The sequence below is a fragment of the Teichococcus deserti genome, assembly GCF_001982615.1.
In the GTDB taxonomy this organism is placed as follows: domain Bacteria; phylum Pseudomonadota; class Alphaproteobacteria; order Acetobacterales; family Acetobacteraceae; genus Pseudoroseomonas; species Pseudoroseomonas deserti.
In genome coordinates this window covers 40558-54828 of sequence record NZ_MLCO01000054.1, presented here as the reverse complement: position 1 = coordinate 54828, position 14271 = coordinate 40558, and the positions used below count along the sequence as shown (strand labels likewise).

The following is a 14271-nucleotide window of genomic DNA, read 5'->3' as shown; positions in this document are numbered from 1 at the left end:
CCCCGGCTAAGGCAGCGAGGCCGAGAGCGTCGCCGCCGCGGCGACCAGCGCCGCCACCAGCCCGGCCTTGAGCGCCGCCGGCTGGTCGGCGGCGGTGACGAAGCAGAGCGTCGCCACCACCCTTCCTTGCGCATCCTGCAGGGGTGCCGCCAGGCAGCTGGTGAAGCGGTCGGACAGGCTGGTGGTGACGCAGAAGCCGTCGCGCCGCGCCTGGCGGATATTCTCCAGGAAACCAGCCGGGTCGATCCGCCGCCCGTCGGGAAGATCGTAGTCGGCGGCCGGGATCAGCGCGCGGATCTCGGCATCGCTGCGGCCCGCCAGCAGCAGCCGGCCGGAGGCGGTCCAGGGGATCGGCACCGGCACGCCGATCTCGGCGGTGATGCGGAAGATGCCGCCGGCGCTGACGCTGTCCAGCACGACATACTTGTCGCCATGCAGCGCGCAGAGCTGCGCCGTGCAGCCATCCTCCCGCGCCAGCCGCTCCAGCACCGGCCTGGCCAGGCGATGGATCGGGTTTCGCTCCGTATAGGCATGGCCATAGAGGCCGATGGCGCGGCCGAAATAGACCGCGTTGCCATCCTCCGACGCCTCCAGCACATCGGCGGCGAGCAGCAGCTTCACCAGGCTGTAGGTGGTCGAGCGCGGGGCGTCGATGCGCCGCGCCAGCTCGCCGATGCGCAGCGGTGCCCGGGCGCGCAGCAGCGCCTCGAGCAGGTCGATGACGCGGTCGACGCCGCGCTGGCGCTGGGCGCCCTCCGCCGCTTCCGGGGCCAAGCCGCCCTCCCTGGTCAATCTGTCCCGTATACGGGACATCATTCCTGTTGGCAAGACGAATGACCTGCGCCTAGTGTGCCGCAAAACGAGGAGATCGGCCCCTTGGCCCCAGAAAGTCAGGAGCGAAGCCGGGGCCGAAGCCAGGACCCGGCCAGGGCGTCATCGCGCCCGCGCATCTTCTCGGCGACCATCGCGACCGAGACCAACACCTTCTCGCCGCTGCCGACCAGCCTGCGCTCCTACCAGGACGAGGGCTGGTTCCGCCCCGGCGAGCTGCCCGACGACGTGCCGCGCAGCTTCAGCGCGCCGCTTTTCGTCGCCCGCCGCCGGGCCGCGCGCGACGGCTTCACCCTGGTCGAGGGCAGCTGCTTCGCCACCCATCCTTCCGGCACCACCAGCCGCGACGCCTATGAGACGATGCGCGACGAGGTGCTGGAGCAGATCCGCGCCGCGCTGCCGCTGGACGGGCTGCTGCTCGGGCTGCATGGCGCCATGGTGGCCTATGGCTATGACGACGTCGAAGGCGACCTGATCGCCCGCGCCCGCGCGATCGTCGGCGCCGGTTGCGTCATCGGCGTCGAGCTCGATCCGCATTGCCACCTGACGGTCAGGCGGGTGCAGGCCGCCGACATCATCGTGCTGTTCAAGGAATTCCCGCATACCGACATCGTCGAGCGCGCCGAGGAGCTGCTGACCCTGCTGCTGCGCGCCATCCGCCGCGAGGTGCAGCCGGTTTCGGCGCTGTATGACTGCCGCCAGCTCGGCGCCTATCCGACCACCGAGCCCTGGATGCGCGGCTTCATCGACCGCATCAAGGCGATGGAAGGCCAGGACGGGCTTCTGTCGATCTCCATCTGCCACAGTTTTCCTTATGCTGACGTGCCCGAGATCGGCGTGCGCGTCCTCGTCGTCGCCGATGGCGACAAGGCGAAGGCCGAGGCGGTGGCCACCGCCCTTGGCCAGGAGCTGGTCGCCATGCGCGGCCAGACCGCGCCGCCCTATCTGAGCGTCGAGGACGCCGTGCAGGCCGCGCTGACCGCCGAGCGCGGCCCCGTCGTCATGGCCGATCCGGCCGACAATCCGGGCGGGGGTGCTGCCGGCGACAACACCACCATCCTGCGCCGGCTGATCGAGGCCGATGCGCAGAACGTCGCTGTCGGGCCGATCTGGGATCCGATCGCGGCGCGGCTCTGCTTCGATGCCGGCCTCGGCGCGCGGCTGCCCCTGCGCATCGGCGGCAAGATCGCCCCCACCTCCGGCCAGCCGATCGATGCGATGGTCGAGGTCACGGCGCTCGCCCGGGACGCCTGGCAGATGTTCGGCGAGACGCGGGTCAATCTGGGCGACTGCGCCGCGGTGCGGCTGGGCGGCATCGACATCGTGCTGATCACCGAGCGGTCCCAGGCCATGGGGCTGGAGCTGTTCCGCAACCTCGGGATAGAGCCGGCCGAGCGCCAGGCGATCCTGGTCAAGTCGACCAACCATTTCCGCGGCGCCTTCGGACCGATCGCGGCCCGCGTCCTCTATGTCGATGCCGACGGGCCGATCCCGCGCGACTACCGCCTGCTGCCCTACACGAAGATCCAGCGCCCGCTCTGGCCGCTCGATGACGTCGCCGCGCCGCGGCTGATCCTCTGAGATCGCCGCCGCCGCTGCCGTCCAAGAATCAGGAAAGACCACGTCCGATGCACCGCCGTTCCCTGCTCAGCCTGCCGCTCGCGCTCGGCGCCTCGCTGGCAAGTCCCCTGGCCTCCCCCGCCCTCGGCCAGGATCTGCGCCGCAAGACGCTGCGCATCGTGCCGCATGCCGATCTCGCGGTGCTGGACCCGATCACCACCACGGCGGTGATCAGCACCAACCATGGCTACAACGTCTTCGACACGCTCTATGCGGTGAACGGCAGGATGGAGCCGCAGCCGCAGATGGCCGAGGGCCACACGGTTTCCGACGACGGCCGCGCCTGGACCATCCGCCTGCGGGAGGGACTGCGCTTCCATGACGGGGCGCCGGTGCGCGCGATCGACTGCGCCGCCTCCATCGAGCGCTGGACCAAGAGCATCGACACCTTCGGCCAGATCCTGGCGCCGCTGGTCGAGCGCTACGAGACCCCCGACGAGCGCACGCTGCGCATCCATCTGACGCGCCCCTTCCCGCTGCTGATCGACGCGCTGGCCAAGGCCGATGCCTGCGTGCCCTTCATCATGCCCGAGCGCCTGGCGCGCTCCAACCCGCGCCGGCCGCTGACCGAGATGGTGGGCTCCGGCCCTTATGAATTCGTGCCCGGCGAGCTGGTCTCCGGCAGCCGCGTGGTCTATCGCAAATTCGCCGGCTACCAGCCGCGCGCCGAGGCGCCCGATTGGGCCAGCGGCGGCAAGGTCGCGCATTTCGACCGCGTCGAATGGCATATCGTCGGCGATGCGGCGACCGCGCAGTCGGCGCTGCTGACCGGCGAGGTCGACTGGCTGGAGGCGCCGATCGCCGACCTGCTGCCGAGCCTGGCGCGCAACCGGCAGATCCGCCTGGGCCAGATCCATCCCTCCGGCCAGCTCGGGCTGATGCGGCTGAACTGCCTGCAGCCGCCCTTCGACAACGAGAAGATCCGCCGCGCGCTGATGCAGGCGATCAACCAGGAAGACTACATGCTGGCCGTCGCCGGCGAGGACCGCAGCGGCTGGACCACCTGCCCCGGCCTGTTCCCGCGCGGCACGCAATACTACACCGAGAACGCGGCCGCGCTGATGCCGGGGAATTCCTCCGCCGAGGCGGTGCGCAAGGCCTTCGCCGAGGCCGGCTATGCGGGCCAGAAGATCGTCGTGCTGCATGCCGCCGACCACCGCACCATCGAGCCGCTCGGCCAGGTCACCTATGACCTGCTGCGCCGCGCCGGGCTGAATGTCGAGCTGCAGGCGGCCGACTGGGGCACCATCGCCAGCCGCCGCGGCAATCGCGAGCCGGTCGATCGCGGCGGCTGGAGCATCTTCCACACCTATGGCACGGCGACCGTCTACGGCACGCCGGCGCTGTCGCCGCTGCTGCGCGGCAACGGCGCCCAGGGCTGGTTCGGCTGGTGGCAGAAACAGGAGGTCGAGGACGCGCTGCAGAGCTGGCTCTACGCGCCCACCCCCGAGCAGCGCCGCGACATCGCCTTCGGCATGAACCGCGCGGCGATGCAGGGGGCGGCGACCATCCCGCTCGGCCAGGTGATGAGCAAGACGGCCTTCCGCGCCGACATCACCGGGATCCGCCCGGGCAATGCGCCCTATCCCTGGGGCGTCCAGCGCGCCTGACGTGCGGCGGCGGCGCCGCCCCGGCCCCGGGCGGCGCCGCCTTCGCCTCAGTCTAGGCGCGCGCCTCCTGCGCGAGCTGCGCGACCACGGCGCGGTGCCGCGCGGCGGCGTCGCGGTTGCCCGGGCGCAGCCGGACGCGCTCGGCCAGCAGCATCCGCGCCTGGCCGAGGCGGCGGGCGCGGATGGTCGCCTCGATCAGATACTGGTCCAGGATGTCGCGCTGCGCATGGCTGGCGCCGATCGGCGCGTCGTTGTTGTGCAGCGGCGCGAGGTGGCCGATCGCCCCCGGGTAGTCGCCCTGCTCATAGGCCAGGATGCCGCGGCACAGCGGCAGGCCGAGCTGGCGCACCACCGATGCGGCATCGGCGGCGCCGCCCTCGGCATACTCCTCCATCGAGCGCAGCAGCCGCTCGGCCGCGCCGAAGCGCTGCTTGCGGGCCAGCGCCATCATGTAGTGCAGGTCGGTGAAGATCAGCGCGTGGTCGCCGATGCTCTTCTCGGCGAAATCGGCGAGCGAGTCCCAGCGCGCGCCGACATCGACGCCGCGCAGCGCCAGCCGCGCCAGCAGCGATGCGGCGTTCTGGATGTCGAGATAGAAGGTCGAGCCGTCATTCTGCACCGAGCGGTCGTAGAGGGCGAGCACCTCGTCGTAGCGGCCCTCCTCCAGCTGGAACAGCGCCAGGTGCCACCAGAGATGGCCCTTGAAGGGGTTGCGGTCGGACCAGGCCTCGACCGGGCGCGACAGCCAGGCGATGCCCTCCTGCTGGCGGTCCTCCATCTCCAGCACATGGGCGACCGCATGGATCGCCCAGAGGTCGTCCGGGTTGCGCTCCACCGCCATGCGGCCGAAGCGCTCGGCCTCGCGGTACTGGCCGCATTCCTCGTAGCCGAAGGCCAGCATGCCGAGGACATTGCCATAGCCCGGCAGATCCTCGGACCAGGCCTCCAGCAGGGCGGCCGGCCCGCCGCGCAGCGAATGCGCGCGGCCCGACCAGAAGCAGTTGAAGTGGTGCAGCCGCAGCGCGACGATGTCGCGCGGATGCTCGGCCAGCAGCGCCTCCCAGGTGGAGACGGCGGCGCCGATGCGGCCGTCGCTCCAGTGGCGCAGCGCCGCGACATGCTGCTGCTCGCGCCGCGTCGCCTGCGCCGCCAGCGCCTCGGCCGTCGCCAGCGCGGCGCGCGCCTGCGGCAGCACCGCGAAGGAGCCGTACATCATGAACTGATAGCCGCGCAGGCAATGCGCCAGCGCGAAGCCGGGATCGGCGGCGATCGTCTCCTTGATCGTCGCCATGGTGCTCAGCCGGTATTCCAGCAGCGCGCGCTGCGCCTGGCCGTAGAGCCCGGCCGCCGCCGCGCTGGCGGTGGTGAGGGCGTAGCCCTGGGGGTCCTGCATCGGGCGGGCCGCCGGCGTCACTCGGCGGCCCTGGGGGCGGCCGTGGGGGCAACCCGGTCGGCCGCCGGCGCATAGCCGTCGCGGGTCTGCGGCAGCTTCCAGCCCAGCAGGCGGCTGGCGATCTGGGTGCGCAGCACCTGGGCGGTGCCGCCGCCGATGGTGAACATGCGCGCGTCGCGGCACATCCGCTCCAGCGCCTGGTTGCGCGAATACCCGCGGGCGCCAAAAACCTGCAACGCGTCGTTGGTGACCTTGATCGCCATCTCCGAGGCCAGCACCTTGGCCTGGGCCGCCAGCAGCGGGTCGGGGAAGGGATCGGCGCTGGCGGCGGCGTTGTACAGCGCCAGCCGCGCCGCGCCGATCTGGATCGACATGTCGGCCAGCATCCATTGCAGGCCCTGGAACTCGCCGATCGGCCGGCCGAACTGGTGGCGCGTCCTGGCATAATCCAGCGCCGCCTCGAAGGCGCCCTGGGCGATGCCCAGCGCCACGGTGCCGGCGCCCACGCGCTGGCTGTTGTAGGCGTTCATCAGCTCGGCGAAGCCGCGGCCCCAGCCGCCGGGCGGCTGCAGCGCCATGGCGGCGGGAACCTCGTGGTCTTCCAGGATGACCTCGGCCTCGGGGATGCCGCGCAGCCCCATCGTCGGCTCGCGCGCGCCGATGCGGAAGCCGCGCGCCGCCAGCGCCGCCGCGTCGTCGCGCAGGACGATGAAGCCGCCGATGCCCTGGGGCCGGCCCTGTTCGTCGACGACGCGGGCGAAGACCAGGTGCAGCTTCGACACGCCGGCGCCGGTGATCCAGTGCTTCCTGCCGTTCAGCACATAGACGTCGCCGCGCCGCACCGCCGTGGTGGTCATCTCGGTCGCGGCCGAGCCGGCCTCGGGCTCGGTGATGCAGATCGCCGGCTTGTCGCCGGCCAGCACGGTCTCGGCCGCCAGCGTCTGCTGCTGCGGCGTGCCGTAGCGCATGATGGCGGAGATCGCGCCCATATTCGCCTCGACCGCGATGCGGCCGGTGACGCCGCAGACGCGCGCCATCTCCTCGACGATGATGACGGCGTCGAGGAAGCTGCCACCCTGGCCGCCATGCGCCCTGGGAATGGTGTAGCCGATCAGGCCGGCGGCGGTCATGTCGCGCACCGTGTCCCAAGGGTAGGCCTCGCTGCGGTCGGTCTCGGCGGCGCGGCCGCGGACGCTTTCGGCGACCTCGCGGGCCAGGCCCTGCAGCCGCAGCTGCGCGGCGGTGAGCGTGAACATGCAGTCCTCCCCAGAATTTCTTGCGGGAAGGATGTCACCGGCGGGGGGGCGGTCAAGCGGCGCAATCCGCCAGGGATCGCGGTGGAATTGGCGGGCGGTGCGGCGCGGCGCGCTGAATGGCGGCGCCGGGGAGCGCGCTGCGGCGCCCCCCGGACCCTCCCCGGGATCAGCCGCGGGTGGTGGTGACCACGTCCACGCTGGCCTTGATGGCATTGGAATAGGGGCAGATGCCGTGGGTGGTCTCGACCAGCTGCTTCGCCTCGGCCTCGGCCAGGCCGGGCAGCAGCACGTCGAGCGCCGCGGTGATGCCGAAGCCACCCTCCGAGCGCGGGCCGATGCCGATGGTGGCGGTCACCGTGGTGCCCTCGGGCAGCTTGGTCTTGGTCTGGCCGGCGGCGACGCGCAGGGCGCCGAGGAAGCAGGCCGAATAGCCGAGGGCGAAGAGCTTCTCCGGATTGGCGCCGTCGCCGCCCGGGCCGCCGAGCTCCTTCGGCACGGTCAGCTGCAGGTCCATGCTGCCATCGGCCAGGGCGGTCCGGCCATCCCGGCCGCCGCCCGTCGCGGTGGCCGTCGTCTTGTACTTCGCTTCAACCGGCATGTCGCACTCCGCTGGTTCGCGCGCCGCGAGGTCAACAAGGGATAGGCCAAAGGGATGATGCCCGGGGCGCGCCGGTGAACAGGCTTGCCGGCCAAGCGTCGCAGCCCCGCCGTCCCGGCGCAACCTCAGGAACGCGTGAGGCACGGGGTGCCGGGCCGCCCGGGCGGCGGTGGAATGATGAATTCCCCTCATCACGGCATGCCGGTTCCGGCCAGTGCCGCGGCCGGCGGACGGGCGCTACAGAAGGACACCTGGGCCCGCCCCCACTGGCCGCCATCGCCGAAGATTGACCTGGCCGCCGGCGAATGGCTTAGCGGCCAGGCCGCGTTCCGCCCTTTCATGGCAGGGCAGCCCCCGGTCCTGGCCCTCCGGGGGCGCCTGCACCCGCGTCACTGCACCCCTGTTCCTGCAGTTGGAGGACGAGATGGACCTCATCGTCAACGGCGTGCGCCACACGGTCGCGCTCGAGGCCGAGATGCCGCTGCTCTGGGCGATCCGCGACGAGCTTGGCCTGACCGGCACCAAGTACGGCTGCGGCCTGGCGCAATGCGGCGCCTGCACCGTGCTGGTCGACGGCATCGCCGTGCGCTCCTGCATCACGCCGGTGGAGAGCGTCGCGGGCCAGCAGATCACCACCATCGAGGCGATCGGCGAGGATGCCGTCGGCCGCCGCGTGGTCGAGGCCTGGGTGGCCCACCAGGTGCCGCAATGCGGCTATTGCCAGTCCGGCCAGGTGATGGCGGCGACCTCGCTGCTGAAGCAGATCGCGCAGCCGAGCGAGGCGGAGGTCGCCGCCGCCATGACCAATCTCTGCCGCTGCGGCACCTACAACGCCATCGCCGCCGCCATGCGGCAGGCCGCCCAGGGCTGAGGGAAGCCGCGCCATGACCTTCCTTGCCACCCCCGAGGCGGCGGCGCCGCTGAACCTCTCGCGGCGCGGGCTGCTGGGGGCTGCCGCCGGCGCGCTGGTGCTGGGCCTGGGCGCCCGCCCGGCCGCATCCCAGGCAACGCCGGCCGCGGAGGCCATGCCCAACCCCTTCGCCGCCCTGCTCGAGCTGCGCGCCGACGGCACGGCGCGGCTGCAGATGCCCTTCGTCGAGGGCGGCCAGGGCGTCTCCACCGCGCTGGCGCAGATCCTGGGCGAGGAGCTGGACCTGGAGCCCGCCCGCCTGCTGCTGGAATGCGCGCCGCCGGGGGCGCGGTACAAGCTGCCGGGGGCGCCGCGGGTGACCGGCGGCAGCAGCTCGGTCCGCACCAGCATCGCGCCGCTGCGCCGGCTGGGCGCGACGGCGCGCGCCATGCTGGTCGAGGCCGCGGCCATCCGGCTGGAGGTCCCGGCCGGCAGCCTGACGACCGAGCCGGGCTTCGTCGTCCATGCCGCTTCCGGCCGCCGCATCGGCTATGGCGAATTGGCCGAGGCCGCATCCGCCCAGCCGGTCCCGGCCGGGGTGACGCTGCGCGATCGGGACAAATTCCGCTGGATCGGCAAGCCCGTCGCCCGGCTCGATGTCCGCGCCAAGTCGACGGGGAAGATGGTCTACGGCATCGACCTGGCGGTGGAGGGCATGCTGCAGGCCGCCGTCCAGCACGCCCCGCGCTACGGCATGGAGCCGGCGGAGATCCGCAACGAGGCGGCGGTGCTGGCGCTGCCCGGCGTGCATTCGCTGCACCGCCTGCCCGGCGCCGTCGCCGTGGTCGCCGACCGCTGGTGGCGGGCGCATCGCGCGGCGGAGACGCTGCAGGTCGCCTGGCGCGAGGCCGCGCCCGGCGCCGCCAATGCCATGCCGGCCGATTTCTCGACCCGGGCGCTGCGCGACCGGCAGCAGGCCGCCCCGGGCCCTGGAATCACCGCGGAGACGGCTGGCGACGCCTCTGGCGCGCTGAAGGGCGCGGCGCGGGTGGTTGAAGCCAGCTACGATGCGCCGCTGCTGGCGCATGGCCAGCTCGAGCCGCCCTCGGCGCTGGCCTCCTGGAACGCGGAGGCCGGCACGCTGGAGCTCTGGGTGCCGAACCAGGCGCCGGACATGTACCTGCCCGTGGTGGCGCGCGCCGCCGGCATCGCGCCGGAGAAGGTGACGCTGCATTCACCGCCGCTGGGCGGCTTCTTCGGCCGGCACTTCTTGTACGAGGCGGCCAGCCCCTTCCCCCAGGCCATCGCCCTGACCAAGGCGACCGGCCGCCCGGTCAAGGTGATCTGGAGCCGCGAGGCCGAGTTCCTGCGCGATGCCTTCCGCCCGGCGGCCCTGGTGCGCTTCCGCGGCGGCATCGATGCCAGCGGCCTGCCGGTGGCGCTGGAGGCGGAGATCGTCTGCGACCACCTGCTGAACCGCACCTTCGGCGCGCCCGCCGACCGCCATGACCGCACCGTGGTCGAGGGCATCGCCAACAAGGTCTATGCCTTCCCCAACCGCCGCGTCGCCCATGTGGTGCAGCGCAGCCCCGCCATGGTCGGCTTCTGGCGCTCGGTCGGGCATTCCTACAACGACTTCTTCATGGAGTGCTTCCTCGACGAGCTGGCCGAGGCGGGACAGACCGACCCCTTCGCGCTGCGCCAGCGGCTGGTCGAGAAGAGCCCGCGGCACCAGGCGCTGCTCGCCGCCGTCGCCGAGCTCTCCGGCGGCTGGAAGCGCGGCCCCTTCACTGCACCCGATGGCAGCCGCCGGGCGCGCGGCATCGCGCTGTCCTCGCCCTTCGGCACCGAGGTCGCGACCATTGCCGAGGTGTCGATCCAGGACGGCCGGGCGCGGGCGCATGACGTCTGGGTCGCCATCGACCCGGGCAGCATCGTCAACCCGTCGACCGTGGTCGAGCAGGTGCAATCCGCCGTGGCCATCGGCCTGTCCTCCGCCCTGCTGGAGGAGGTGGTCTACGAGCACGGCACGCCGCGCGCCCGCAACTACGACGGCTATCCGATCCTGCCGCCCGACCAGATGCCGCGGGTGCATGTCCGCATCATCGAGAGCGGCGCGCCGATGGGCGGCGTCGGCGAGCCCGGCGTGCCCGGCGTGCCGCCGGCGGTGGTCAATGCGGTCTTCGCCTTGACCGGGCAGCGGATCCGCAGCCTGCCGCTGTCGCGCGCGCGCTTCGGCCGCGTCTCCTGAGGCGCCGCGGCACCCCCTGACCTCCCGCCCGCCGCCCGGCCTCCGGGCGGCGGGCCAGCCACCTGCAAACCGGGCTGGACGGACATTGAAACGGCTTACCGCATTGCTGGCGATCCTCGTGGTCGCCGGATCCGGCGCGTGGTGGTTCGCCACCCGGATCCCTGCCTCCCCCTTCGACGGCGCGGCGCCCGCGGCGGCGACGCCCCTGGAGCGCGGCGAATATGTCGCCCGCCTCGGCGACTGCGTCGCCTGCCACAGCACCGAGCATGGCGCGCCCTTCGCCGGCGGCCTGCCGATGGGCACGCCGCTCGGCACCATCTTCGCCACCAACATCACCCCGGACCGGGAGACCGGCATCGGCGGCTACACGCTGTCGCAGTTCGACAACGCGGTGCGGCGCGGCATCGGCGCCGACGGGCGGCGGCTCTATCCCGCCATGCCCTATCCCTCCTACGCCAGGATGAGCGACGAGGATGTCCGCGCGCTCTACGACTATTTCCAGCGGCACGTGCAGCCGGTGCGGCAGGCCAACCAGGCGAGCCACATCCCCTGGCCGCTGAACATGCGCTGGCCGCTGGCCTTCTGGAACCTGGTCTTCGCGCCGACCCGGCCCTACCAGGCAGCGCCGCAGCGCGACGCGGCCTGGAACCGCGGCGCCTATCTGGTCGAGGGCGCCGGCCATTGCGGCAGCTGCCACACGCCGCGCGGCCTCGCCATGCAGGAGGTGGCGCTCGATTCCAGCGATCCCCGCTACCTCTCCGGCGCGCTGCTGGACGGCTGGTACGCGCCCAGCCTGCGCGGCGACCCGAACAGCGGCCTGGGCCGCTGGAGCGAGGAGGAGATCTTCGCCTATCTGAAGCGCGGCCGGAACCGGCACAGCGTGGTCTTCGGCTCGATGATGGAGGCCTTCAACAACTCCACCCAGTTCATGACCGATGACGACCTGCGCGGCATCGCCCGCTATTTGAAGTCGCTGCCCGGCGACCCGGCGCGCGACGGCGCGCCCTGGCAATACGACCCGGCGACGCGCACGGCGCTGGCCAGCCCGGCGACGCTGGCCGCGAGCCCCGGTGCCCGCGGCTACATGGCGCGCTGCGGCACCTGCCACGGCGCCGACGGCCAGGGGCGCGGCGAATGGATCCCGCCGCTGGCCGGCGCCAGCTCGCTGCTGGCGCCCGATGCGGCCTCGGCGATCAACATCACGCTGAACGGCGCAGGACGGGTGGTGGCGGGCGGCGTCGCGGATGCCTATCGCATGCCCTCGCTGCGCAACCAGATCAACGACCGCGAGGTGGCGGAAATCCTGTCCTTCATCCGCACCGCCTGGGGCAACCGCGGCGGCGCAGTGACCGAGGAGCAGGTGGCGAAGCTGCGCAGCCAGACCAACCCGGCCAGCAGCGACGTCATCGTGCTGCAGATGCGCTGAGGCCGCGCCGCGGCCGGGCGCGCGCTACAGGCCGAGCGGCCGCATCTCGCGGATCAGCTCGACCAGCAGCCGCAGCCCGGCCGGCACCTGGCGCCGGCTGGAGTAGTAGATCTGGTAGCCCGGGCCGCTGGTCGCCCAGTCCTGCAGCACCAGCTCCAGCGCGCCGCTGGCCAGGTGCGGCGCGAAGACCGGCTCGGCCGCATAGGCCAGCCCCGCCCCGGCCAGGGCCAGCGCCACCATCGCCCGGCCGTCATCCAGGATGAACTGGCTGGGCACGGCGACGGCGAACTCGCCCTCCGGCCCCATGAATTCCCAGCGGTACAGCCGGTCGTCGCCCAGCCGCACGCCGATGCAGCGATGCGCCTGCAGATCCCGCGGCGTCGCCGGCCGGCCATGCCGCGCCAGGTAGTCGGGCGAGGCCGCGACCACCCAGCGCAGATCGGCCGAGACGCGCTGCGCCACCATGTCCTCCGGCACCGTGCCGCCATGCCGGAGGCCGGCGTCGAAGCCGCTGCCGATGACATCGACCATGCGGTTGCTGGCCGAGATCTCCAGCTCGATATTGGGATAGCGCCGGGCGAATTCCGGCAGCACCGGCGCCAGCACCAGCGACACCGCATCCACCACCGCGTTCAGCCGCACCCGCCCGGCCGGGGCGTCGCGGTGGCGGTTCAGCGCCTCGACCGCCTGGCCGATGGCGTCGAAAGGCTGGCTGATCGCCTGCTCCAGCTCCTGCCCCGCCGCGGTCAGCATGACGCTGCGGTTGGTGCGGTTGACCAGGCGGACGCCCAGCCGCGCCTCCAGCCCCTTCAGCGCATGGCTGAGCGCCGAGGGGCTGACCCCCAGCTCCAGCGCGGCCAGGCGGAAGCTGCGGTGCCGCGCGATCGCCAGGAAGCAGGTGAAGTCGGCCAGGTCGGCGCGGTTCAGGGGCATGCGGGCTCTGTAGCGCGGCCGGCGGATGCCAGGAACGCCGCCGCTTCGTGCTATGGACAGAAAGATGGAAACCAAGCCCCCCACCCCCCGCGCCGTCCTCGTCGGCATCCAGCTGCCCGAGGTCGACGATGTCGCGCATGCCGCCAGCCTCGAGGAGCTCGGCCGGCTGGTGAAGACGCTGGGCTACGAGGTGGTCGGCCAGGTGTCGCAGCGGCGCGAGGGCACCGGCGCCGGCGCCGTGCTGGGCAGCGGCAAGCTGGCCGAGCTGGCGGGCTTCACCGGCGGCAGCGGCGTGGTCACCTCGATGGCGCCGGCCAGCCGCTCCAAGGCGCGCGCCCGCTTCGAGGAGGCGGCCGGGCCGAAGGAGGCGGCGGAGGACGCGGCCGAGGACGGGGCCGCCGGGGCGCCGCGCGCCGAGGTGGTGATCGTCGACCACGAGCTGTCGCCCAGCCAGATCCGCAACCTGGAGCGCGCGACGCGGGCCGAGGTGCTGGACCGCACCGGCGTCATCGTCGAGATCTTCCACCGCCACGCCAAGACCCGCGAGGCGAAGCTGCAGGTGGAGATGGCGCGGCTGAAATACGTCGCGCCGCGGATGCGCGAATCCTCGACCGGCGGCGGCCGCCAGCAGGGGCCCGGCGCCGGCGAGACCACCCTCGACCTCGACCGCCGCAAGATCCGCGACCGCCTGGCCGAGCTGCGCGGCCAGCTCGAGGCGGTGCAGCGCGACAGCGACAACCGCCGCTCGGCGCGGCGCGACCAGCTGCGCGTGGCCCTCGTCGGCTATACCAATGCCGGCAAGTCCTCGCTGATGCGGGCGCTGACCGGCAGCGAGGTGCTGGTCGAGGACAAGCTCTTCGCCACCCTCGACACCACGGTGCGCATCCTGCAGCCGGAGACGCGGCCGCGCGTGCTGGTCTCCGACACGGTGGGCTTCATCAAGCAGCTGCCGCATGACCTGGTCGCCTCCTTCCGCTCGACCCTGACCGAGGCGCTGGAGGCCTCCCTGCTGCTCTTCGTCGTCGATGCCTCCGACCCGACCTACGAGGCGCAGCTCGAGGTCAGCCGCAGCGTGCTGCGCGAGATCGGCGCCGATGCCGTGCCCGCGCGGCTGGTGCTGAACAAGATGGACCGGGTCGATGCCGGGCGGCGCGCCATGCTGGCGGAGAAGCACCCCGAGGCCATCATGCTCTCGGCCCATGCGCCGGAGGATGTCCGCGCGCTGCATGACCGCATCATCGGCTTCTTCGAGGCGGAGATGCAGGAGGCCACCCTGTCGCTGCCCTATGCGCGGCAGGGGCTGATCGGCGAGATCTATGACAGCGTCCGCGTGCTGGCCGAGGATTACGACGAGCGCGGCCGCGTGCTGCAGGTGCGCGGCCTGCCCGGCGCCATCGCCCGGCTGCAGCGCAGCCTGGCGGCGCCGGGGCAATAGCCGCGCATTTCGCTTGCGGCTTCGGCCCAGCGGTATTGTTCTCTGCTCAGCAAGACGCTTGGGGAGAA

General features: G+C 72.5%; 11 protein-coding genes. 6 read left to right on the top strand and 5 right to left on the bottom strand.

Annotation, left to right across the window (positions count from 1 at the left end):
- Nucleotides 1–6: 6 nt before the first annotated feature.
- Nucleotides 7–774, bottom strand: a complete 768-nt coding sequence (locus BKE38_RS07160) for an IclR family transcriptional regulator (RefSeq protein ID WP_207553518.1) — start codon at nt 772–774, stop codon at nt 7–9.
- Between the two features lie 102 nt (nt 775–876).
- Here BKE38_RS07160 and BKE38_RS07155 point away from each other — a divergent pair, with 102 nt between their 5' ends.
- Together BKE38_RS07155 and BKE38_RS07150 are read left to right on the top strand one after the other, a co-directional pair.
- Nucleotides 877–2412: a M81 family metallopeptidase gene (locus BKE38_RS07155; protein WP_083747352.1), complete on the top strand. Its 1536-nt coding sequence runs from the start codon at nt 877–879 to the stop codon at nt 2410–2412.
- Nucleotides 2413–2459: 47 nt separating this feature from the next.
- A complete protein-coding gene (locus tag BKE38_RS07150) occupies nt 2460–4061 on the top strand; it encodes an ABC transporter substrate-binding protein (RefSeq protein WP_076956667.1) in 1602 nt (533 codons plus the stop codon).
- Between the two features lie 52 nt (nt 4062–4113).
- On the opposite strand, the gene BKE38_RS07145 is transcribed toward BKE38_RS07150, so the two are convergent.
- From BKE38_RS07145 to BKE38_RS07135, 3 genes are all read right to left on the bottom strand, one after another.
- On the bottom strand, nt 4114–5454 hold the full coding sequence (locus tag BKE38_RS07145) for a tetratricopeptide repeat protein (protein WP_076956666.1): 1341 nt from the start codon (nt 5452–5454) through the stop codon (nt 4114–4116).
- A gap of 17 nt (nt 5455–5471) precedes the next feature.
- Nucleotides 5472–6710, bottom strand: a complete 1239-nt coding sequence (acdA, locus tag BKE38_RS07140) for a 3-sulfinopropanoyl-CoA desulfinase (protein WP_076956665.1) — start codon at nt 6708–6710, stop codon at nt 5472–5474.
- 166 nt (nt 6711–6876) lie between these two features.
- Nucleotides 6877–7308 carry an organic hydroperoxide resistance protein gene (locus BKE38_RS07135; RefSeq protein WP_076956664.1) on the bottom strand — a complete coding sequence of 144 codons (432 nt, stop codon included), beginning with the start codon at nt 7306–7308 and terminating at the stop codon, nt 6877–6879.
- 424 nt (nt 7309–7732) lie between these two features.
- Between BKE38_RS07135 and BKE38_RS07130 the strand changes: the two genes are divergently transcribed.
- The 3 genes from BKE38_RS07130 to BKE38_RS07120 all read left to right on the top strand — a co-directional run bounded on the left by BKE38_RS07130 (nt 7733) and on the right by BKE38_RS07120 (nt 11835).
- On the top strand, nt 7733–8179 hold the full coding sequence (locus BKE38_RS07130) for a (2Fe-2S)-binding protein (RefSeq protein WP_076956663.1): 447 nt from the start codon (nt 7733–7735) through the stop codon (nt 8177–8179).
- A gap of 13 nt (nt 8180–8192) precedes the next feature.
- The gene (locus tag BKE38_RS07125) at nt 8193–10409 is read left to right on the top strand and encodes a xanthine dehydrogenase family protein molybdopterin-binding subunit (protein WP_076956662.1); all 2217 of its coding nucleotides are present in this window, start codon (nt 8193–8195) and stop codon (nt 10407–10409) included.
- A 103-nt stretch (nt 10410–10512) separates the two neighbouring features.
- On the top strand, nt 10513–11835 hold the full coding sequence (locus BKE38_RS07120; protein ID WP_242662260.1) for a c-type cytochrome: 1323 nt from the start codon (nt 10513–10515) through the stop codon (nt 11833–11835).
- A gap of 24 nt (nt 11836–11859) precedes the next feature.
- Here the strand turns inward: BKE38_RS07120 and BKE38_RS07115 are convergent, their stop codons facing one another.
- Nucleotides 11860–12768, bottom strand: a complete 909-nt coding sequence (locus BKE38_RS07115) for a LysR family transcriptional regulator (RefSeq protein WP_076956660.1) — start codon at nt 12766–12768, stop codon at nt 11860–11862.
- A gap of 64 nt (nt 12769–12832) precedes the next feature.
- Between BKE38_RS07115 and hflX the strand changes: the two genes are divergently transcribed.
- Complete coding sequence (gene hflX, locus BKE38_RS07110; RefSeq protein WP_242662258.1) at nt 12833–14203, top strand: GTPase HflX; 1371 nt, start codon at nt 12833–12835, stop codon at nt 14201–14203.
- The last annotated feature ends 68 nt before the right edge of the window (nt 14204–14271 follow it).

Excerpts from the sequence above, each read along its gene's own strand:
- BKE38_RS07150 (WP_076956667.1), top strand. The coding sequence starts at position 2,460 with ATGCACCGCCGTTCCCTGCTCAGCCTGCCGCTCGCGCTCGGCGCCTCG.
- BKE38_RS07145 (WP_076956666.1), bottom strand. The coding sequence starts at position 5,454 with ATGCAGGACCCCCAGGGCTACGCCCTCACCACCGCCAGCGCGGCGGCG.
- acdA (WP_076956665.1), bottom strand. The coding sequence starts at position 6,710 with ATGTTCACGCTCACCGCCGCGCAGCTGCGGCTGCAGGGCCTGGCCCGC.
- BKE38_RS07135 (WP_076956664.1), bottom strand. The coding sequence starts at position 7,308 with ATGCCGGTTGAAGCGAAGTACAAGACGACGGCCACCGCGACGGGCGGC.
- BKE38_RS07130 (WP_076956663.1), top strand. The coding sequence starts at position 7,733 with ATGGACCTCATCGTCAACGGCGTGCGCCACACGGTCGCGCTCGAGGCC.
- BKE38_RS07125 (WP_076956662.1), top strand. The coding sequence starts at position 8,193 with ATGACCTTCCTTGCCACCCCCGAGGCGGCGGCGCCGCTGAACCTCTCG.
- BKE38_RS07115 (WP_076956660.1), bottom strand. The coding sequence starts at position 12,768 with ATGCCCCTGAACCGCGCCGACCTGGCCGACTTCACCTGCTTCCTGGCG.
- hflX (WP_242662258.1), top strand. The coding sequence starts at position 12,833 with ATGGAAACCAAGCCCCCCACCCCCCGCGCCGTCCTCGTCGGCATCCAG.